At 71.4% G+C, this 19092-nt stretch carries 16 protein-coding genes; 9 read left to right on the plus strand and 7 right to left on the minus strand.

The window, feature by feature from the left end; all coding sequences use genetic code 11:
* The first annotated feature begins 114 nt into the window (after positions 1-114).
* Positions 115-1014: a LysR family transcriptional regulator gene (locus BM109_RS17425; RefSeq protein WP_093344752.1), complete on the plus strand. Its 900-nt coding sequence runs from the start codon at positions 115-117 to the stop codon at positions 1012-1014.
* On the opposite strand, the gene BM109_RS17430 is transcribed toward BM109_RS17425, so the two are convergent.
* Positions 1011-1979 (minus strand): LysR substrate-binding domain-containing protein, encoded by a 969-nt coding sequence (locus BM109_RS17430; protein ID WP_093344755.1) that lies wholly within the window; start codon positions 1977-1979, stop codon positions 1011-1013. The genes BM109_RS17425 and BM109_RS17430 overlap by 4 nt on opposite strands.
* Positions 1980-2188: 209 nt before the next feature.
* Between BM109_RS17430 and BM109_RS17435 the strand changes: the two genes are divergently transcribed.
* The 5 genes from BM109_RS17435 to BM109_RS17455 are packed head-to-tail and all read left to right on the plus strand — an operon-like array spanning position 2189 to position 7781.
* The gene (locus BM109_RS17435; protein ID WP_371268818.1) at positions 2189-3103 is read left to right on the plus strand and encodes a dihydrodipicolinate synthase family protein; all 915 of its coding nucleotides are present in this window, start codon (positions 2189-2191) and stop codon (positions 3101-3103) included.
* Positions 3084-4340: an aminotransferase class V-fold PLP-dependent enzyme gene (locus BM109_RS17440; RefSeq protein WP_093344760.1), complete on the plus strand. Its 1257-nt coding sequence runs from the start codon at positions 3084-3086 to the stop codon at positions 4338-4340. The genes BM109_RS17435 and BM109_RS17440 overlap by 20 nt, the downstream gene beginning before the upstream one ends.
* Positions 4341-4374: 34 nt before the next feature.
* Positions 4375-5364, plus strand: a complete 990-nt coding sequence (locus BM109_RS17445; protein WP_093344764.1) for a Bug family tripartite tricarboxylate transporter substrate binding protein — start codon at positions 4375-4377, stop codon at positions 5362-5364.
* 13 nt (positions 5365-5377) lie between these two features.
* The gene (locus tag BM109_RS17450; RefSeq protein WP_093344768.1) at positions 5378-6559 is read left to right on the plus strand and encodes an enolase C-terminal domain-like protein; all 1182 of its coding nucleotides are present in this window, start codon (positions 5378-5380) and stop codon (positions 6557-6559) included.
* A 55-nt stretch (positions 6560-6614) separates the two neighbouring features.
* A complete protein-coding gene (locus tag BM109_RS17455; protein WP_093344771.1) occupies positions 6615-7781 on the plus strand; it encodes a pyridoxal phosphate-dependent aminotransferase in 1167 nt (388 codons plus the stop codon).
* On the opposite strand, the gene BM109_RS17460 is transcribed toward BM109_RS17455, so the two are convergent.
* The 3 genes from BM109_RS17460 to BM109_RS17470 form a co-directional block, all read right to left on the minus strand.
* Complete coding sequence (locus BM109_RS17460) at positions 7778-9157, minus strand: CoA transferase (RefSeq protein WP_093344773.1); 1380 nt, start codon at positions 9155-9157, stop codon at positions 7778-7780. The genes BM109_RS17455 and BM109_RS17460 overlap by 4 nt on opposite strands.
* 77 nt (positions 9158-9234) lie before the next feature.
* Positions 9235-9873, minus strand: coding sequence for a 3-oxoacid CoA-transferase subunit B (locus tag BM109_RS17465; RefSeq protein ID WP_057595049.1), 639 nt, complete (start codon positions 9871-9873; stop codon positions 9235-9237).
* A 1-nt stretch (position 9874) separates the two neighbouring features.
* Positions 9875-10675, minus strand: coding sequence for a CoA transferase subunit A (locus BM109_RS17470; protein WP_093344776.1), 801 nt, complete (start codon positions 10673-10675; stop codon positions 9875-9877).
* 95 nt (positions 10676-10770) lie between these two features.
* Here BM109_RS17470 and BM109_RS17475 point away from each other — a divergent pair, with 95 nt between their 5' ends.
* From BM109_RS17475 to BM109_RS17480, 3 genes are all read left to right on the plus strand, one after another.
* Positions 10771-11373 carry a LuxR C-terminal-related transcriptional regulator gene (locus BM109_RS17475; RefSeq protein WP_057595047.1) on the plus strand — a complete coding sequence of 201 codons (603 nt, stop codon included), beginning with the start codon at positions 10771-10773 and terminating at the stop codon, positions 11371-11373.
* Between the two features lie 184 nt (positions 11374-11557).
* Positions 11558-11698, plus strand: a complete 141-nt coding sequence (locus BM109_RS41230) for a hypothetical protein (RefSeq protein WP_172705439.1) — start codon at positions 11558-11560, stop codon at positions 11696-11698.
* Between the two features lie 124 nt (positions 11699-11822).
* Positions 11823-12290, plus strand: a complete 468-nt coding sequence (locus BM109_RS17480; RefSeq protein ID WP_093344778.1) for an ASCH domain-containing protein — start codon at positions 11823-11825, stop codon at positions 12288-12290.
* A 12-nt stretch (positions 12291-12302) separates the two neighbouring features.
* Here BM109_RS17480 and BM109_RS17485 read toward each other — a convergent pair whose 3' ends face one another.
* From BM109_RS17485 to BM109_RS17495, 3 genes are read right to left on the minus strand one after another with little or no spacing between them, the layout of a single operon-like run.
* Positions 12303-13094, minus strand: a complete 792-nt coding sequence (locus BM109_RS17485) for a hypothetical protein (protein ID WP_256222621.1) — start codon at positions 13092-13094, stop codon at positions 12303-12305.
* Complete coding sequence (locus tag BM109_RS17490) at positions 13091-13825, minus strand: phospholipase D-like domain-containing protein (protein ID WP_093344782.1); 735 nt, start codon at positions 13823-13825, stop codon at positions 13091-13093. Before BM109_RS17490 ends, BM109_RS17485 begins: the two co-directional genes overlap by 4 nt.
* Positions 13822-19077, minus strand: a complete 5256-nt coding sequence (locus tag BM109_RS17495; protein WP_093344784.1) for a DNA repair ATPase — start codon at positions 19075-19077, stop codon at positions 13822-13824. The genes BM109_RS17490 and BM109_RS17495 overlap by 4 nt, the downstream gene beginning before the upstream one ends.
* Positions 19078-19092 lie beyond the last annotated feature (15 nt).

Here is a 19092-nt window from a genome sequence, read left to right on the forward strand (position 1 = left end):
GGCATCGTAGCTTTGCAGTTTTGCTATGACAATAGACAAAATTGCGCTGGGGTTTTGCATAAATGCAGATCGCCCGAACCAAGGCGCCGGCGGCGGCGCCGCCCGGAGGAACACATGGACTGGGACAACCTTCGCTTCTTTCTCGAACTCGCGCGCTCCGGCACGCTGATGAGCGCCGCGCGCCGGCTCGAGGTCGACCACACGACGGTGGCGCGCCGCATCCAGGCGCTCGAGAAGGAGGTGGGCGCGCCGCTGTTCGCGCGCGAGGCCGGCGGGCACCGGCTCACCGAGGCCGGCCGGCGGCTGCAGCCGCAGGTGGAGGCGATGGAAAGCGCCTTCCTCGCAGTCGAGAGCACGGCACCGGCCTCGCAGGAAGGGCTGTCGGGGCTGGTGCGCATCGGCGCCACCGAGGGCTTCGGCACCGCGGTGCTGGCGCCGCAGCTCGCGCTGTTCGCGCGCCAGCATCCGCGGCTGACCATCGACCTGCTCGCGATGCCGCGGCTGGTGCACCTGTCGCGGCGCGAGGCCGACATCGTGATCTCGCTCGAGCGGCCGGCGCGCGGGCCAGTGCTGGTCACCAAGCTCAGCGACTACACGCTGCGCCTCTACGCCTCGAAGCCCTACCTCGCGGCGCACAAGCCGATCGCCACGCGCGAGGACCTGCGCGGCCACACCTTCATCAGCTATGTCGACGACCTGCTGTTCAGCAAGGAGCTGCAGTACCTCGACGAACTGCACCGCCCCGACAGCTTCGCGCTGCGCAGCACCAGCGTGCTGGCGCAGCACCGCGCGGTGGCCGCGGGCGCGGGCATCGCGGTGCTGCCGGCCTTCCTGGCCGAGGGCGACGGCAGCCTGCAGCCGGTGCTGGCGGGCCAGGCCAACTTCACGCGCACCTTCTGGATGTCGATGCCCGCCGAGACCAAGCACCTGGCGCGCATGAAGGCGACCTGGGAGTTCCTGCAGCAGACGGCGCAGGCACAGCGCGACCTGCTGCTGCCCGATGCCGGCGCCTAAGCCACGCCCTCCAGCGCCGGCTCGCCTCGTGCGGGCGCTTCGGCCCGCACCAGCTCCCCCAAATGGCGCCACAGCCGCTCGGCCTGCTCGGCCAGCGGCGCGCGCCGGCGCATCAGCATGAAGCGCAGCGGCACCTCGAGCGCGGTGCCACCGGCTCGCACCAGCCGCCCGGCATCGAGGTCCTCGCGCACCAGCGCCTGCGGCAGCCAGGCCACGCCCAGCCGCGACAGCGCCATGAAGCGCAGCCCGTCGGTCAGGCTGGCCTCGTGGTGGCGCTGCAGCCGCAGTTCGCCATGGCGCTCGAGCAGCGGCGCCAGCGACCAGCCGAGGTGGCATTCCTCGGCATAGCCAAGGAAGGAAACGGGCCCGCCCGCGGGATCGCGCAGGTCGAACAGCGGCCCGCCCGCGGCATTGGGCGCACTCACCGGCACCAGCCGTTCGCGTCCCAGCTCCAGCGACAGGCAGTCGCCCGCCTCGCAGGCCGAGCCCGCGCGCGCGGCCACGGCGCCGGCCTCGTCGAACAGCGCGACCACGTAGTCGGCCGAGCCCTCGGCCAGCATCTCGAAGCACTCGGGCAGGTTGTCGGAGCTGACGCTGAACTTGGCGCTGCGGAAGTCGTTGTGCAGCCGCGGCACCCAGTCGGGGAAGAACACGGCCGACATGATGTGGGGCGCCGCGAAGCGGATGCGCAGCTGGCGGTCCTCGCCATCGGCCTTGATCGACTTGCGCAACCCCTCCAGCGCATAGACCACCTCGGAGGAGATCGCCTGCAGCCGCTCGCCAGGCTGCGTGAGCTCGAGCGCCGCGGTGCGCCGGTCGAACAGCGGCGCGCCGATCCACTGCTCGAGCCCCTGGATGCGCCGGCTCAGTCCCGACACCGACACATGGCAGCGCTCGGCGGCGCGGCTGAAGCTGCGCGTCTGGCACAGGACCAGGAAATCCTTCAGGCTGACCAGGTCGATCATTTGCGGCTTTCTCAAAAGTGGGCGGCCATCCGAGTCTACTTTCGCCTCACTGAGGCTTGGTTACTTCGGCATTCCGATCTTTTGCGGCTTTCGCAAAACCCGGCGCCCGATCGGCAACCCGCTGGAGGCCTCGGCCCCCAAGAATTCCGGCACCCCGAACCCTTGCTGGAATCCAGATGCCGTCCCCCACTCCCCAACGCCTTCGCGGCGTGCTCGCCCCGGTCCTCACCCCCTTCGACGCCGCGCTGAAGCCCGACGCCGCGCGCTTCCTGCGGCTGTGCCGCTGGCTGGTGGCGCAGGACTGCGGACTCGCGATGTTCGGCACCAATTCCGAAGGCAACTCGCTCTCGGTCGACGAGCGCATCGAGCTGCTGCGGCAGGCCGTGGCCGCGGGCGTGCCCGCCGCGCGCATGCTGCCGGGCACCGGCAGCTGCTCGCTGGCCGACGCGGTGCGGCTCACCCGCTGCGCGGTCGACCATGGCTGCTCCGGCGTGCTGGCGCTGCCGCCCTTCTATTACAAGAGCGTCACCGACGACGGCCTGTTCGCCTTCTTCAGCGAAGTGATCGAGCGGGTCGGCGACAGCGGCCTGCGGCTGTACCTCTATCACATCCCGCCGGTGGCGCAGGTGGGCTTCTCCCACGCACTGGTCGAGCGCCTGCTCAAGCGCTACCCCGGCACGGTCGCCGGCATGAAGGACACCGGCGGCGACTGGGACTACACCGCGCGCACCATCGCGCAGTTCGGCCCCGAGGGCTTCGACGTCTTCGCGGGCACGGAGACCATCCTGCTCGATACCCTGCGCCACGGCGGCGCGGGCTGCATCTCGGCCACCGCGAACGTCAACCCCCGCGCCATCGTGCGCCTGTTCGACACGTGGCAGGACGCGGATGCCGACGCGCGGCAGGCGGCGCTCAACGCGGTGCGCGCGAAGTTCGCGGCCCATCCGCTGATTCCCGCCATGAAGTCGGCCATCGCGATGGCCACGGGCGACGCGCAATGGGCGCGCGTGCGGCCGCCGCTCGAGGCGCTCGATGCGCAACGGCAGGAGTCGCTGCGGCAGGCGCTGCGCGACCAGTCCTTCGATCTCGCCGCACTCGACGTCGATGCCAGCGATCGCCACTGAGCCGGTCGCGGCAGCGCCCTTCACCGAGGCCGAGCTCGCACGCCTGCGCCGTGACACGCCCGCCTGGGGCGCCGGCGCGCCCCCCGCGCACTTCGCGCACGGCTCGGCGAGCCTGCCGCCCGAACCCGTGCATGCGCAATGGCAGGCCTGGCTCGAGGCCGAGCGCACGCTGGGCACGCACCGCGCCGCAGAACGGCATGCGGGCGCGCTGCACGCGGTGCGCGACAGCGTGGCGCGGCTGGTCAATGCGCAGCCGCACCAGGTCGCGCTGCTCGGTTCCGCGAGCCAGGCCTGGGCCACCGCGATGAGCGCGGCCCACGCACCCCATGTGATCACGACCCACGACGAATACGGCGCGAACGCGCTCTACCTGCTGAATGCGGCGCGCCAGCAGCGGCTCGGCTTCTCGGCGATCGGCACGCGGCCCGGCGCGACACCGCTGACGCAGCGCCTGGATCACGCGCTGCGCCGCGTACCCACCGGCCGCCGCCCCGTGGTCTCGCTCGCCGCCGTGCCGACCGCCTGGGGCGTGGCCACGCCCATGGACGGCGTGGCGCGCTGCGTGCATGCGCATGGCGGCCTGCTGTTCCTCGATGCCAGCCATGCCGTGGGCCAGGGGCCGGTCGACATGCAGGCCCTGGGCTGCGACGTGCTGGTGTTCCCCACGCGCAAATGGCTGCGCGGCCCGCGCGGCGCGGGCGTGCTGTGCCTGTCGCAGCGCGCGCTCGAAGCGCTGGGCACACCCGATGCCATCGACGTGGCCGGCGCGCAGTGGCTGGAGGCCGAGCGCCTGCAGCCCTGGTCCGATGCGCGGCGTTTCGAGGGCCACGAGTTCCATCCGGGCCTGCGGCTGGCTCTGGGCGCGGCCTGCGACTACGCGCTCGCGGTCGACCCCGCGCGCATCGCGCGACAGAACGCGCGGGTGCGCCAGCGCCTCGCGCAGGCGCTGCAGGAGCGCTTCGGCTGGCAGCCGCTCGAGGCCGGCTTGCCCGATCGCAGCGCGCTGCTGACCTATCGCCTGCCCGAGGCCTTCGGCGATGGCGCGGCCTTCGTCCGCCGCCTCGCCGACGCGGGCGTCCACGCCTCCTTCGTCGGCCCGCAGCACGCGCGCTGGGCACTGGAGGTCGCGGGCCTGCCGGGCGTGCTGCGGCTCACGCCGCACTACCTCACGGACGAGGACGAGATCGCGCGCCTCGTGGAGGCCATCGAGACCACGAATCCCCGCGTCCACCGCTGACGCTTTTCCATCGACACCCAAAAAGGAGACAAGCATGAAGATCCATCCCCACCCCCTCGCCCGCCTGGCCACCGCGCTCGCGCTGTTCGCCACCGTCGCCGCGAGTCCGCCGGCCGCCGCGCAGGCCTATCCCTCGAAGCCCATCAGCGTCGTCATCCAGTACCCGGTCGGCGGTCCCTCGGATGCCCTCGCGCGCCTGCTCGCGCCGCGCCTGCAGGCCGCGCTCGGGCAGCCGCTGGTGATCGAGGCCCGGGTCGGCGCCGGCGGCAACATCGGCACCGACTTCGTGGCCAAGGCCAAACCCGACGGCTACACGCTGCTGCTGTCCTCGAGCGGGCCGCTGGCGATCAGCCCCTGGCTCTATCCGAAGCTGCCCTATCGCCCGCTCAAGGACCTGGTGCCGGTGGTGCAGCTCGCGGCGGTGCCGCTGGTGCTCGAGGTCAACGACGCGAACCCGGCGCGCAGCGCGGCGGAGTTCCTGCGGCTGCTGAAGGCCAACCCCGGCAAGTACAGCTTCGGCTCGTCCGGCAACGGCACGCCGCAGCACCTGTCGGCGGTGCTGCTCGGTTCGATGACCGGCGTGACGCTCACGCACGTGCCCTACAAGGGCCAGGCGCCGATGGCCACCGACCTGATGGGCGGGCAGATCGACTTCGCGATCGACAGCATGGTCTCGGCCATGCCCAACCTCGCGACCGGACGGCTGCGCGCACTGGCCGTCACCGGCCGCCAGCGCTCGCCGCTGCTGCCCGGGGTGCCGACGATGGAAGAGGCCGGCGTGCCCGGCTACGAGGCGCTCGCCTGGTACGGCCTGATGGCGCCGGCGGGCACGCCGCGCGCCATCGTCGAGCGGCTCAACGAGGCCGCGCGCCAGGCGCTCGACACGCCCGCCGTGCGCGAGCAGATCGCGCGGCTCGGCAGCGCGCCTGTGCACGGCACGCCCGAGCGCTTCGGCGCCTTCATCCAGGCCGAGTACGACAAGTGGGGGCCGATCGTGAAGAGCACCGGCGCCGTCGTCGATTGAGGCCGCACCGCCCATGAAGATCCTCAGCATCGCGGAACGCACCGTTCCCATCGCCTCCTCGCTGCGCAACGCGCGCATCGATTTCAGCGAGATCACCGCCAGCGTGGTGGCCGTCGTCACCGACCAGTTCCGCGACGGCCGCCGCGTCGTCGGCCATGCCTTCAACTCCTTCGGCCGCTACGGCTGCGGCGGACCGCTGCGCGAGCGCTTCATCCCGCGCCTGCTGCGTGCCACGCCCGCGGAACTCAACGACCCCGACAGCGGCATCGTCGACCCGCAACGCGCGCTCGACCTGATGCTGCGGCGCGAGAAGGCCGGCGCCCATGCCGAACGCTCGATGGCGGTCGGCACGCTGGAACTCGCGCTCTGGGACATCGTCGGCAAGATGCGCGGCCTGCCGCTGTACCGGGTGCTGGCCGAGCGCATGGGCGAGCCCGGCATCGAACCCGCGCGCTCGGTGCGCTGCTACGTGGGCGGCGGCTTCTACCGCGAGCACGACGACCTGGCCCGGCTCGGCGACGAGGTGCGCGGCCACATCGATGCCGGCTATACCGAGGTCAAGATCAAGGCCGGCGGCCTGCCGCTGGCCGCCGAGCTGCGGCGCATCGAGTCGGTGCTGGCGCTGGTGGGGTCGGGTTCGCGGCTGGCGCTCGACGCGAGCTGCGCCTTCGGGCGCGACGAGGCGCTGGCCTTCGCGCGCGCCATCGCGCCCTACGGCCTGCGCTGGCTCGAGGAGCCCTGCGACCCGGCCGACTTCGAGACCTACCGCGCGGTGAGCGAGGCCTACGCGGGCACCGTGGCCGGCGGCGAGAACCTGTTCTCGCACGAGGAGGTCGCCAACTTCCTGCGCTACGGCGGCTTCGAAGGCCGCGTCGTGCTGCAGCCCGATCCGCCGCTGGCCTACGGCCTGCTCGAGCTGCAGCGCATCGTGGCGCTGGCACGGGCGCACGGCGTCGCGCGCGAGAACATCGTGCCGCACGGCGGCAACCTGATGTCGCTGCATGCGACCGCGGGGCTGGGGCTCGGCAGCGCGGAGTCCTATCCGGGGTTGTTCGGCCCCTTCGGCGGCTTCAGCCGCGAGGTCCGCATCGAGAACGGGCGCGCCACCCTGCCCGAGTCGCCGGGCATCGGCTTCGAGGAACAGCCCGCGCTCTACCGCATCTTCCACGAACTCGCGGCCAGCCTGGGGGTGTGAACGCGCGCGCGCCGGCCGCAGAATGCGCAGACAACGCCTGCCAGGAGACGCCCGCATGCCACGCCACCGCCCCGCCCGCTTGACCCACATCGCCGGCATCGGCGTCGACCGCATGGGCGCCATCGCCGACGACGCCGAGGGCCCGCCTTTCCTACGGCTCGAGAACCTCGACGTCGACATCCCGCCCGATGCAGAAGCCGTGGCGCGCACCGTGCGCGCCGCCACCGAGGACGCCGACAACAGCTACCTGCCCTTCGTCGGCCAGGCGCGGCTGCGCGAAGTCGCGGCGCGCCATGTGTCGGAACTCTCGGGCGTGGCCTACGAGGCGCGCCATTGCGTGATCTCGGCCGGCGGGCTCTCGGGCATCCTCAATGCCCTGCTGGCCACGGTGGAGGTCGGCGACGAGGTGCTGGTGACCGACCCGACCTATGCCGGCCTGCTCAATCGCATCCGGCTCGCGGGCGGCACGCCGAAGTACGTGCCGTTTCGCTTCACGCCCGGCGGCGAATGGAAGCTCGACCGCGAGGCGCTGCGCGCCGCCATGGGCCCGCGCGTGCGCACCATGCTGCTGATGTCGCCCTCGATGCCTTCGGGCGGCTTCTTCGACGCCGACGACTGGCGCGCGATCGCCGCGCTGTGCGCGCAGCACGACCTGACGCTGATCCTCGACGCCGCGATGGAGCGGCTGCTGTTCGACGGCCGCGAGCTCATCCATCCGGCTGGGCTGCCCGGCATGGCCGAGCGCACCATCACCGTGGGCTCGTCGGCCAAGGAGTTGCGCATGATCGGCTGGCGCGTGGGCTGGACCGTGGCGCCCGAGAGCTACATGCCCGACCTGGTGGCGGTGTCGCTGGCCAACGTGGTGGTGCCGGTGGGCATCGCGCAGGACGCGGTCGCCACCGCGCTCGCGCAATCGCCGCGCACGCTGGCGCCCTACGTGGCCGAACTCGAACGGCGGCGCGACACGCTGCTCGACGAACTGCGCGGCCTGCCCGTGGGCGTGCCGGCCGGCGGCTGGTCGATGCTTCTGCGCGCCAGCGATTTCGGCATCGACGGCCAGACTCTCTCCGAGCGGCTGCTGAAGGCGCGCGTCTGCGCCACCGCCATGCAGGGCTGGGGCGAGACCCATGGCGCGCAGTACCTGCGCTTCGTGTTCTCGAACGAGCCGGTGGAGCGGCTGCGCGGCCTAGGCGACAAGGTGCGCGCAGCGCTCGGGGCCTAAGGCCACTCCGCGGGGTGGCTCCCCGGCGGCATCGAGGGCCGCGGCCAGGCGGCAGGCGTGCGCGCGAGCAGCGCGCTGTGGCGCAGGCCCGCGAGCTCGCCGAAGCCCGAGGGCTCGGTTTCCACATAGGGCGCGATATCGGGCCTGGCCGTGGCGAGCCCGCCGGGCACGCGGCCGAGTCCGCGCAGCCAGTGGCCGGTCTGCGCGAGCGACACGCGCACCAGCCAACTGCCGCCCTCGCGCTGCTGGCGATGCAGCGCGGCGGCCGCGCCGAAGGCGATCAGGTAGCCCGTGGCCTCGTCGAGGATCTGCATCGGCAGCGGCTTCGGCTTGCCGTCGCCGGCCGCCTCGCCCTCGGCCTGGTTGAAGCCCATGGCGGTCTGCACCAGCGAATCGAAGCCGCGGCGGCCGGCCCACGGGCCCTGCGTGCCATAGGCCGTGAGCGAGACGCAGACGATGCCGGGCCGCAGCGCCGCGAGCTGCGCCGGCCCGAAACCCAACTCCTCGAGGCCGCCGGGCCGGTAGCCCTGCACGAACACATGCGCATCCCCGGCCAGCCGGCGCAGTGCCGCCTGTCCTTCGTCGGTGCGCAGGTCGACATGCGTCGACAGCTTGCCGCGGCTGGTGTCGGCGATGGCCTCGATGTTGGGCAGCCGCGGCGAATTGACCAGCAGCACGTCGGCCCCGTAGGCCGCGAGCGCGCGCCCGCCGACCGGGCCGGCCAGGATGCGCGTGAGGTCGAGCACGCGCAGGCCCGCGAGCGGCCGCTGGTCCTCGCGCAGCGGCGGCAATGCAAGCGGTGCCGCGTCGCCGATGCGCTCGATGGTGAACAGCGGCTGCGCGGCGATCGCGCGGCCCTGCGGCGTGGCATCCCATTCGTCGAAGCGGCGCAGCGCGGTGGCCACCAGTCCGCGCGCGGCGGCGGCTTGCTCGAAGTCGAGCGCACGCCAGCCGGCCAGCGCGGCCTCGGCATCGGCGCGCACGGCCGTCGCGGGATCGAGCCCCAGCAGGCGCAGCGCGCCTTCGCGGTGGTGCGCGAAGTTGGCGTGGATGCGCACCCAGCCGTCCGCCGTGCGGTAGAGGCCCGAGAACGCGTCCCAGAGTTCGGGCACGCGGCCGTCGAGGCTGAACCAGCCGGTGCATTCGAGCGCGGCATGGCGCATGTCGACCGCGACCGCCTGCCGCGGCACGCCGCGCGCATGGCCTAGTTCGCAGGCCGCCAGCGCGGCCGCGGCGATGCTGCCCTGCGCCGCCGCGCCGACCGCGAAGGACGACGGCAGCACCGGGTCGGCGCCCGTGAGCCGCGCCAGCGGCAGTGCGTCGGCCGGCAGGCCGGCCTGGCGCCAGAGGTCGTGGAGGATGTCGCTCGCGCTCATCTTTCGTTCTCTCCAATGAAAAAAGGCAGGGCCCGCTCGCGCGGCCCTGCCCTTCGTTTGTCGTACCTGCCTTCGCCTTACTGGATCAGCTTGGCGCCGGTCTTGGCCTGCAGCGCATCGAAGCTCACGCCGGGCGCGAGCTCGATCACCTTGAGACCCTCGGGCACCACGTCCATCACGGCGAGGTCGGTGATGATGCGGTCGACCACGCCCACGCCGGTCAGCGGCAGGGTGCACTTCTCGAGGATCTTGAAGTCCTCGGTGCCGTCCTTCTTCTTCGCCACGTGTTCCATCAGCACGATCACGCGCTTCACGCCGGCCACCAGGTCCATCGCGCCGCCCATGCCCTTGACCATCTTGCCCGGGATCATCCAGTTGGCGAGGTCGCCCTGGGTGCTCACCTGCATCGCGCCGAGGATCGAGAGGTTGATCTTGCCGCCGCGGATCATCGCGAAGCTGTCGTGGCTGCCGAAGATCGCCGAGCCCGGCAGCGTGGTGACGGTCTGCTTGCCGGCGTTGATCAGGTCGGCGTCGACCTGGTCCTCGGTCGGGAACGGGCCGATGCCCAGCATGCCGTTCTCGCTCTGCAGCCAGACTTCCTTGGTGCCCGTGTGGTTGGCCACCAGCGTCGGGATGCCGATGCCGAGGTTGACGTAGAAGCCGTCTTCCAGCTCTTGCGCGGCGCGCGCCGCCATCTGGTCTTGGGTCCAGGGCATCTCAGGCTCCTTCTTTCTTGTTGACGACCTTGGCCGGCACTTCGCTGCCGGCGGCGGCCTGGGCGATCGCCGTCTGGGCCTCGACCTTGGCGGCCGCGGCATCGACGCCGGCGCTCACGGTGCGCTTCTCGATGCGCTTCTCGGGCGTGGCGTTGAGCACCAGGCGGTGCACGTAGATGCCCGGCAGGTGGATGTCGTCGGGGGCCAGCTCGCCCACCTCGACGATCTTCTCGACCTCGACGATGCAGATCTTGCCGGCCATCGCGGCCGCGGGATTGAAGTTGCGCGCCGTCAGGCGGAAGCGCAGGTTGCCCGACTTGTCGGCCACGTCGGCCTTGACCAGCGCCACGTCGGGCACCAGCGAATGCTCCATCACGTAGGTCTCGCCGTCGAACTCGCGCAGTTCCTTGCCCTCGGCGACCTGCGTGCCCACGCCGGTCTTGGTGAAGAAGGCCGGGATGCCGGCGCCGCCGGCGCGCAGCTTCTCGGCCAGCGTGCCCTGGGGCGTGAATTCCAGCGCGAGCTCGCCCGCCAGGTACTGGCGTTCGAATTCCTTGTTCTCGCCCACGTAGGAGGCGATCATCTTCTTGATCTGGCGCGTCTCGAGCAGCTTGCCGAGGCCGAAGCCGTCGACGCCCGCGTTGTTCGAGATCACGGTGAGGTTCTGCGCGCCGGAATCCTTGAGCGCCTCGATGAGCGCCTCGGGAATGCCGCACAGGCCGAAGCCGCCGACCGCGAGCATCTGCCCGTCGGCCACGACCCCCTTGAGCGCCGCCTCGGCGGAGGGATAGATCTTGTTCACTCGTGCTCCTTGAATGGCTGTGTCGAGAGTGGGTGGGAAAGCCCTGAACGATACTACGTACCCGCATACGTAGTATTTCGTAATGGTGACCCCCGATGCAGGAGACGACCGATCGCAAGGCTGAGGCGGCAACGCCCGACATCGACTACCGGCTTGCCTTCGAGCATGCCCCGGTCGGGATGGTGGTGTCGCGCCACCGCGCCATCGTGGCCTGCAACCAGCGCGTGTGCGAGATCTTCGGCGCAACGCCCTCCGCGCTGGTGGGGCATTCGTTCAGCATCCTCTACCCCAGCCTCGCCGAGTTCGAGCGCATCGGCAAGCGCATGGAGCCGATCATGAATGCCAGCGGGCACTATGCCGACAACCGCATGATGCGCCGCCTCGGCAGCCTGCACGGCGCGATCGCGGGCGAGACCTTCTGGTGCCACGTCACCGGCCATGCGATGAACCGCGCCATCCCGCACGAGTCGGGCATCTGGACCTTCGAGGACCTGGGCTCGCGCCGCGCGACCAAGGCCCAGCTCACGCCGCGCGAGCGCGAGGTGGCGGCCCAGGTGATGCGCGGCCTGACCTCGAAGGAGATCGGCAAGGCGCTGGGCATCAGCCACCGCACGGTGGAACTGCACCGCGCGCGGCTCATGCGCAAGTACGCGGCGGCCACCACGGCGGAGCTGGTGCAGAAGCTGATCGCTGGCTGACCCCTGCCTGACCGCGATCTCACGGGACCACGCCCCGATCGTTTCGCGCGCGCCGGGTTCCTTTGGATCGTTGCCGAAACGGAAACGCCGTGTCGATGAAAGGCACGAACCATGGCGCTTTCGCAGGACTATCGTTGCAGTCATGCGGACACGGTGTCCGCGTCACTGTTCAAGGAGTCGTCTCATGACCACAGCTCTTCATTCCGAAAAGGCCCTTCTGCAATCGCGCCTGGCCGCGCATGCCCATGTGCTCGCCGTGCACAAGGCACCGGTCGCGCTGACGCTGGCCGCCGTCATCCTGTCGGTGCTCGGCGTGCGCGCCTGACCCTGGCACCGCGCCAGGGCTGAACGAGAGGCGCCGCGCCGCACGCATCGCAGGATGCGCCCACGGCGTCCCTCATTCAGCGCTCATTCTTCGCTATGCTCTGCCCCCTTTGGCAGGCACGCGCATGGCGATCCCCGACGAGATCCTTCCCTTCTGGCAACGCTTCGAGGCCGCCCTCGGCAGCGAGGCCGCTTCGCGCTTCTGCGAAGCCTTCCACTTCGACGACAACGAGGCCGGCGCCACCGAGCTCGCGCAGCTCGTGCTCGAAGGCCGCAAGCGCGGCACGGCCAGCCTCGAATGGTCCTTCGCCGCCACGGGCCGCCCGCGGCCGCGCCCCGGCGACCTCAGCGTGGTGACCGACTGGCACGGCCGGCCGCTGTGCGTGATCGAGACGCGCGCGGTGGTGGTCATGCCCTTCGAGGAGGTCGGCGCGGACTTCGCGGCGGTCGAGGCCGAGGGCGACGGTTCGCTGCGCTACTGGCGCGAGGGCCACTGGCAGTACTTCAGCGGCGAGTGCGAGCGCATCGGCCGCACGCCCGACCTGCGCATGCCGGTGCTGTGCGAGACCTTCGAGATGGTCTGGCGCGATTGAGCGCCGGCGGCCCTACTTCTTCTTCGGCGCGATCGAGGCCTTCGCCTTGCCATCCGCCGACACGGCCGCCCCGGCCGCTTCAGGCGCCTTGACCCAGCCACGCAGCATCAGCCCCATCAGCAGGCCGGCCAGGAAGATCGCCCAGTAGACCCAGGCCGGCAGGTTCTCGGCGCCGCTGTGCAGGTTCATGCCGAAGACCGCGCCGATCGCCATCAGCGGAAAGGTCAGCGCGGCGATGGTGTTGAGCTTGTGCTGCGCGCGCGTGGCCTCCAGGGCCGCGCGCGCCTGCGCCTCGGCCGCATGGGCGAGGCGGAAGTCGAGCGACATGCGGGTGTCGGCCAGCAGCAGCTCGAGCCCGCGCGCGATCTCGACCGCGCGGTCGCGCAGGTCGACCAGCAGCGGATCGTCCTTCACCGCCTCGCGCGCCGCCTGCAAGGTGGCCTGCAGGTTGGCGGCCGCGCGCGACAGCGGGATCAGCGGCCCGAGGATCTGGAACAGGGCCTCGGCATCCGCGGCCGCCTCGTGGCGCTGCTCGAAGGTGACCAGCGCGGCGCGGTAGCTCTCGAGCAGCTTCGCGAAGGCGCGCTCGCCCGGCGTGCTGCCCTTGTGGAACCAGCCGCCATCGGGCTTGCGCAGGAACACCGAATGACGGCGCTCGCTGCCGCTGCCCGCGGGCGGCTCGTGCAGGATCACCAGCAGGTGGCCGTCCTCGTGCACGATGCGCTGCGCGCCGTAGCTGTCGCGGCCCAGCCGCTGCAGCATGGCGGGCGGCAGCTCCCAGTCGTAGTCGATGCGTCGGCTCATCGGTCTTCCTGCAGTTCGCGCCACAGCGTGTCGAATTCGTCGGCGAAGCGCCGCAGCAAGGTGGCGTCGTTGCTCAGCACCAGGTTCTCCTCGTTGAACTCGCTGGCGCTGCGGGTCCAGTTGTAGCTGCCGTTGAGCAGCCAGGCGCCGTCGAAGATCGCGAACTTGTGGTGCATGTGGGCATCGGTGCGGTCGACCGCCACCGGGATGCCCGCGTTGCGCAGCCGGCCCACGTCGCTGCCGAGGTCGTATTCCTTGTCGTTGTCGGTCACCAGCCGCACGCGCAGGCCGCGCCGATGGGCCGCGAGCACCTCGTCGCTGATGCGGTCGTCCGACAGCGTGAAGACGCAGAGGTCGGCGCTGCGGCGCGCGCCGCGCAGCTGCTGGACGATGGCCTGCAGGCAGGCCGTGCCCGGGCTGAAGAACACCTGCGAGCGCGGCGCGGCGCCGTCGGCGGTGCCGGGCGAACGGCCGACGTCGATGGCGCGCACCACGCCCTCGAGCCACTTGAGCAGCCCGAGCTGCTGCGGATCGGCGGTGCGCGCGCGCACCAGGTCGAAGGCCCGGTTGCGCAGCTGACGCAGGCCGTCCTCGGGCGGCGAGGCCTCGCGCAGCGTGTGCACCAGCACGCGCCGCTCGTCGTCGCTCAGGCGGTGGTCCGCCATGGCGGCATCGAGCTGCGCGAGCAGCACCGGCAGCGCGTCGTGCCGCTCGGCAGGTGGCGTGCTCATTGGTCCTTCTCCGGCTTGGCCGGAGGCCGCTTCGCCGCGGCCTTCGCGCTCTGCATCTCGGCCGCGAGGCGCTCCATGTCGTGGCGGATGGTGCGGTCGAGCTCGAGCCGGCGCTCGGTGGCCGTGACCAGCGGCAGGATCAGCTCGCGGTAGGTCACGGCGATCTGCAGCATGGCCTCGGCCAGGCGCTGGCTCTCGCTCGGCGTCTCCGGCTGCGGCTCGGCCGGCGCCTCGGGCGGCGGCGGCTTGAGCGCATCGACCGCGCGCGCCACGTCGAGCAGGCCGCTGGTGATGCGCTGGCTGGCGTCGGCATCGTCGCCGCCGAGCTTGCGGCGGCGCACGAACTCCTCGCAGATCGCGCTCCAGCGCGCGGCCTCCTCGGCCGTGGGGCTGCCGAGCAGCTGCGCGAGCCGCAGCAGGTTCTCCTCGGCGCCGGTGGTCAGCGTCTGGGCCTCGCCGCGGTAGTGGTCGCGCAGCAGCGCATCGAGCTCGTCGTCGCGCATCAGCGCCGTGACCTTGCCCGCGAGCTTGGTCATGTTGCGGTAGCTGCCCTGCAGCTTGAACGGCGGCGCGGCGCGGTAGTGCTCCTGCTGCGCGGCCGACTCGATGTACGCGAGGTTGACCTTGAGCAGCAGGTCGCGCACGCGGAACAGGCGCTGCAGCAGGCCCTTGATCTCCTCGAGCTCGACCGCGCTGTAGGGATGCGACAGCGCGCTGCTCGGCACCTCCTGGCCCTGCGCCATCTGCACCAGCAGCTGCACGTCCTTCGGATCGCGCGAGGCCAGCGGCATCAGGGTGGCGTTGGCCGTGAGGCTGTTCTCGATGTAGGACAGCGCGAACGCGGCCTCGCGCCCCGAGAGCACGTCGCCGAGGTTGTAGATGTCGGCCCGGTTGGCGAGCATGTCGGGGATCTTGAACACGTCGCCCGACTCGGTGTAGGGGTTGCCCGCCATCACGATCGCGAAGCGCTTGCCGCGCATGTCGTAGCTGCGCGGCTCGCCGTTCCACACGCCCTCGATGCGGCGCGTGCCGTCGGCCAGCGCGATGAACTTCTGCAGGAACTCGGGGCTGGTGTGCTGGATGTCGTCGAGGTACAGCATCACGTTGCTGCCCATCGCCAGGCCCAGGTTGAGCTTCTCGAGCTCCTGGCGCGCCGCGCTGTTGGGCGCGCTGGCCGGATCGACGGCCGTGACGCCATGGCCCAGCGCCGGGCAGTTGATGCGCACGAAGATCAGCCCGAGCCGGTCGGCCACGTACTCCATCAGCGTGGTCTTGCCGTAGCCCGGCGGCGAGATCAGCAGCAGCAGGCCCATGCGATCGGTGCGATTGCCTTCGCCCGCCGCGCCGATCTGCTTGGCGAGGTTGTCGCCCACGATCGGCAGGTAGAGCTCGTCGATCAGGCGGTTGCGAACGAAGGTCGACAGCGGCTTGGCCTGGAACTGGCCGAGCTTGAGCCGCGTCTTCTCGTGCGCGAGCAGTTCGTGGCGCAGCGCGTGCAGCGCCTGGAAGTCGGGCACCGCGTGCGCGGCATGGAACTGGAAGCGGCGCCAGAAGTCGTTGAGGTTGAGCGTGACGCGGCCCTCGGCCACGCGCGGATGCTCGCCGCGCAGGCCCTCGACCGTGCGGTCGAGCGCCGCGTTGACACGCACCCGCTGCACCGGGATGGCGAGCACGCTGGCCGCGTCGTCGACCCAGGCCAGCGACTGCGGCGACTGGTGCAGCGCATAGGCGCGCACCCAGTCGCGCGCCAGGCGCCAGCGCTCGGGCGGCGGCGCGCTGTCGAGGTCGTGCTGCCAGGCCTCGCGCCGGCCGCCGCGCTCGAGCTCGCGCAGCAGCGCGGTGGCGAGGTCTTCGCCCGCGCCCGACACCACCCAGTGCTCGCCGCCCTGCGCGCTCGCGAGCTCGCGCACCAGGTAGGCGCCGGCGCGGCCGCAGAGCGTGGTGACCTCGTCCTGGTGCGCCTCGAGCGCCGCGTCGTCGGCGGCAGGCTCGGGCAGCGGCAGCAGGTCGGGCAGGAATTCCTGCGCGAAGTGGCGCAGCACGCGCGCCATGTCGGCCTCGAGCTGCGCCAGTGCATCGCGCCGGCCGAACAGTTCCTGCATCTGCAGCGCGGCGCGCGCGCGCCGCTGCATCGATTCGCGCATCGCCACCAGGTGGCCGTGCTGCCAGTAGAGCAAGGCCAGCGCGCGCTCGGTCGGGCCCCAGGCCAGCAGGCCGGCCTCGTCCTGCATCGGCACCAGCGCGGCCAGGAGGCGCAGCGCGTCCTCGTCGTGCACGCCCTTCTGGTAGCCCTCCTGGTAGCGCGGCGCGGCGAAGCGGCGCACCAGTTCCAGCAGCTCGGGATGCAGCGGGTTCTCGGCCAGCAGCGCCAGCAGCTCGGCCCAGTTGCGCTCGGCCCGGCCCTGGAGCAGCGCCTCGAGCAGGCAGCCGGCCAGGTACTCGGCGCGCGACAGCGCGGGCGTCTCGGACACCAGCGCCTGGTTCCAGTAGCGCCGCAGCGGCAGCAGGCGCTCGTCGTTGACCGGGCTCAGGTAGTCGGTGCCCGTGACCTGGTAGGCCAGGCCCTCGCCATGCGCCACCAGCGTGAGATCGATCGGCTGCCGGTGCACGGTGAAGGCATGGCGGCCCAGCCGCAGCGTGTCGCCGCCCTCGCTCACCAGCTCGCGCTTGTCGCGCACCGCGCGCAGCGCCTGGTCGCGCGCGGTCTTCAGCCGCGTGTCGAGCTCGTCGGCCGGCACCGCCGAACCGAGCGCGCGCAGGTCGGCGATCAGCGCATGCAGCTTGGCGATCATCGGATCGGCCGCGAAGTAGCTGTGGACCTGGCCCAACTCGCCGAACTGCGCCACGCGGCGCGCGATGCCGTCGAGGATGCGGCCGGCCGCGTCGATCACGCCCTTGGCGCGCCGCTGGCGTCCCTCGACCAATGTCTGGCGCCGGGCCGACAGCGCCTCGTAGACCGATTCGCGCTTCTCGGCGATGTCGGCCAGGAAATCCTCCTGCTCGGCGAAGCGGCCCTCGATCTCCTCGAGCTGGGCCAAGAGGCGCGTGAGCGCGTCGTCGCACTTCTCGGGCGTGTCGGCGAACTCGAGCGCGTTCTCCACCGCCTGGCCGAACAGCTTGAACTGGGCGCCGAACTCGGCGCGCGCCTCGTTCGCGCCCAGCGACTTGCGGCGCGCGCGCGCATCGGCGCGCATGCGGTTGATGTCGGCGTAGATCAGCGAGATGCGGTCGAGGATCGAGGTGCGCACCACCGCGTCGCCGCCCGGCAGGCTGCCGAGCTGCTCGGTCAGCAGGTCGAGGCCCGCGGCCTGCTCGTCGAGGGTGGCGAGCAGCTTGCCGAGTGCGGGCGAAGTGCCGAGCTGCGGCAGCTCGAGCGCGAGCTTGTCGAGTGCCTGGCGCTGGCCGTCGAAGGCGGTGTCGGCCGCCAGGAACTGCATCGCGCGCTCGCCGATGCGCTGCTGCTCGGTCTCGAGCGCGGCGTCCATCGCGGCGATGCGCGGCAGGTCGGCGTAGCGCAGCTCCTTGAGCATCTGCAGCTGGCCGCGACGCTCGCGCAACCGCGCCAGCGCCTTGACGAAGTCGTCGGGCGCGCGCCACAGCGTGCTGGCAATGTCGACCAGCAGCGCATGCTGCTCGGCCTCGGCCTGCGCCAGCGCGCGCGCCGTTTCGCGCCGGATGGTGTCGACCTTCTCGAACTCGGCCAGCGTGCCGCGCGCCACCTCGGCGATGCTGCGCAGCTCGCCCGAGAGGTTGTCGGTCTCGGGCGAGTCGAGCCAGAAGTAGGCATCGCTCACGCGCGTGCACTGGCGAATCAGGTCCTCGTAGGCGGCGCGCGTGGGCGCCTGTTCGCGCACTGCGCGCGCGATGCCCATGAGGTCCGACACGCCGCGCACCAGCTCGGCATTGCCGATCTTGCCGAAGAAGCCGGTGGCCGGCGGCTGGGCACCGGCATGCTCCTCGCTCGCGAACGGCGTCTGCCACAGCTGCATCGGGTGCACGCGGGTCGGCTCGTTCTCGTCGCCGTTGAACACCAGGATGCGCCCGTCGGCGAAACGCGCATAGCCGTTGGCGACGATCGGCGTGGCCAACGTCTTGTCGATCAGGTTGTAGTTGAACAGCGCGTAGCGCCCGGGCTTGGGGTCGTAGAAGACATAGGCCACGTCCTCGCCGTTGGGCGAGCGCAGCATGCGCTTGAAGCGCAGGCTGCCGACCATGTCGGCCGGCAGGTCGAAGCGCTTGTGCTCGCCCGACTGCAGGTAGTAGCCGCCCGGGAAGATGATGCCGTGGTCCTCGGGCAGTTGCACGCACGAGCCGCCGATGGCGTCGATGCGCTCGACCTGCTGCGTGCGGATGTTGAACACCAGGTAGCGCGTGACCTGCTCGCGGTAGGGCTTCACGCGCAGCAGGATCAGCATGCCGAGCTTGGCCCAGGCGATCTCGGCATCGGTCAGCGACTGGCTGCGGTCCTCCACCGGTTCGTTGTAGATGCCCAGCCCGGTCTCGGTGTTGTTCTCGACCTTGATCGTGAGGTCGCCGCCCAGCGTCTCGACGAACACGGTGTCGAGCACGTTCACGTGCGGATGCTTGCCGCCCACGTGGTCCTCGCGCGTGGCGACGGTCCATTCGAAGTCGTGGCTGGCCGGCAGCGCGATGTCGCGCTCGCCGCGGTTGTCGATGTAGTGGATGGAGCCGTCGCGCTCGATGGCCCAGCGGAACACGCGCACGTCGTGCAGCTGCTGGCCGATCTGGAACGCGGCCAGCAGCTTGTCCTGCGTCACGCGCAGCTGCAGCAGCGTGGCCTGCTTGTAGTAGGCGTAGAGCTCGCGGAAGTCGGAGGCGAAGCGCGCGTCCTCGAGGAAGGTGCCGGCGATCGGCACCGGCTGCAGCTCGTCGGCATCGGGCGCGCCGAGCTGCGCCATGCGGTAGAGGCCGAACACGTCGCCCACCGCGGTTTCCTTGCGCAGGCCGATGAAGACGTTGTACCCGAACAGCAGCAGGTCGCCGATGCGCACGATGTCGCGCGCCACGGCGTTGTTCTCGGTGCGCGCGCGGGTGCGCAGCACCAGCGACTGCTCGGAGCGGCCGAACTCGGCCAGCCGCTTCTCGTTGAGCGCGCGCGCCTTCTTCAGCAGGCCCTCGCCCTGGGTCTCGAGGCGCTTCTTCAGCAGGTCGTAACTGCCGCTGCCCGAGACCAGGGCCTCGGTCGCATCGGCCGCGGCACCGGGCGGATGGCCCGGTTCGTTGGTGTCCATGGGTGGGTGCCGTGC

Source organism: Variovorax sp. PDC80 (assembly GCF_900115375.1).
GTDB lineage: Bacteria > Pseudomonadota > Gammaproteobacteria > Burkholderiales > Burkholderiaceae_C > Variovorax.

What these genes read in the sequence shown, in the direction of transcription:
- BM109_RS17425 (WP_093344752.1), top strand. Translation starts at nt 115, where the DNA reads ATGGACTGGGACAACCTTCGCTTCTTTCTCGAACTCGCGCGCTCCGGC.
- BM109_RS17430 (WP_093344755.1), bottom strand. Translation starts at nt 1,979, where the DNA reads ATGATCGACCTGGTCAGCCTGAAGGATTTCCTGGTCCTGTGCCAGACG.
- BM109_RS17440 (WP_093344760.1), top strand. Translation starts at nt 3,084, where the DNA reads ATGCCAGCGATCGCCACTGAGCCGGTCGCGGCAGCGCCCTTCACCGAG.
- BM109_RS17445 (WP_093344764.1), top strand. Translation starts at nt 4,375, where the DNA reads ATGAAGATCCATCCCCACCCCCTCGCCCGCCTGGCCACCGCGCTCGCG.
- BM109_RS17450 (WP_093344768.1), top strand. Translation starts at nt 5,378, where the DNA reads ATGAAGATCCTCAGCATCGCGGAACGCACCGTTCCCATCGCCTCCTCG.
- BM109_RS17455 (WP_093344771.1), top strand. Translation starts at nt 6,615, where the DNA reads ATGCCACGCCACCGCCCCGCCCGCTTGACCCACATCGCCGGCATCGGC.
- BM109_RS17460 (WP_093344773.1), bottom strand. Translation starts at nt 9,157, where the DNA reads ATGAGCGCGAGCGACATCCTCCACGACCTCTGGCGCCAGGCCGGCCTG.
- BM109_RS17465 (WP_057595049.1), bottom strand. Translation starts at nt 9,873, where the DNA reads ATGCCCTGGACCCAAGACCAGATGGCGGCGCGCGCCGCGCAAGAGCTG.
- BM109_RS17475 (WP_057595047.1), top strand. Translation starts at nt 10,771, where the DNA reads ATGCAGGAGACGACCGATCGCAAGGCTGAGGCGGCAACGCCCGACATC.
- BM109_RS41230 (WP_172705439.1), top strand. Translation starts at nt 11,558, where the DNA reads ATGACCACAGCTCTTCATTCCGAAAAGGCCCTTCTGCAATCGCGCCTG.
- BM109_RS17480 (WP_093344778.1), top strand. Translation starts at nt 11,823, where the DNA reads ATGGCGATCCCCGACGAGATCCTTCCCTTCTGGCAACGCTTCGAGGCC.
- BM109_RS17485 (WP_256222621.1), bottom strand. Translation starts at nt 13,094, where the DNA reads ATGAGCCGACGCATCGACTACGACTGGGAGCTGCCGCCCGCCATGCTG.
- BM109_RS17490 (WP_093344782.1), bottom strand. Translation starts at nt 13,825, where the DNA reads ATGAGCACGCCACCTGCCGAGCGGCACGACGCGCTGCCGGTGCTGCTC.
- BM109_RS17495 (WP_093344784.1), bottom strand. Translation starts at nt 19,077, where the DNA reads ATGGACACCAACGAACCGGGCCATCCGCCCGGTGCCGCGGCCGATGCG.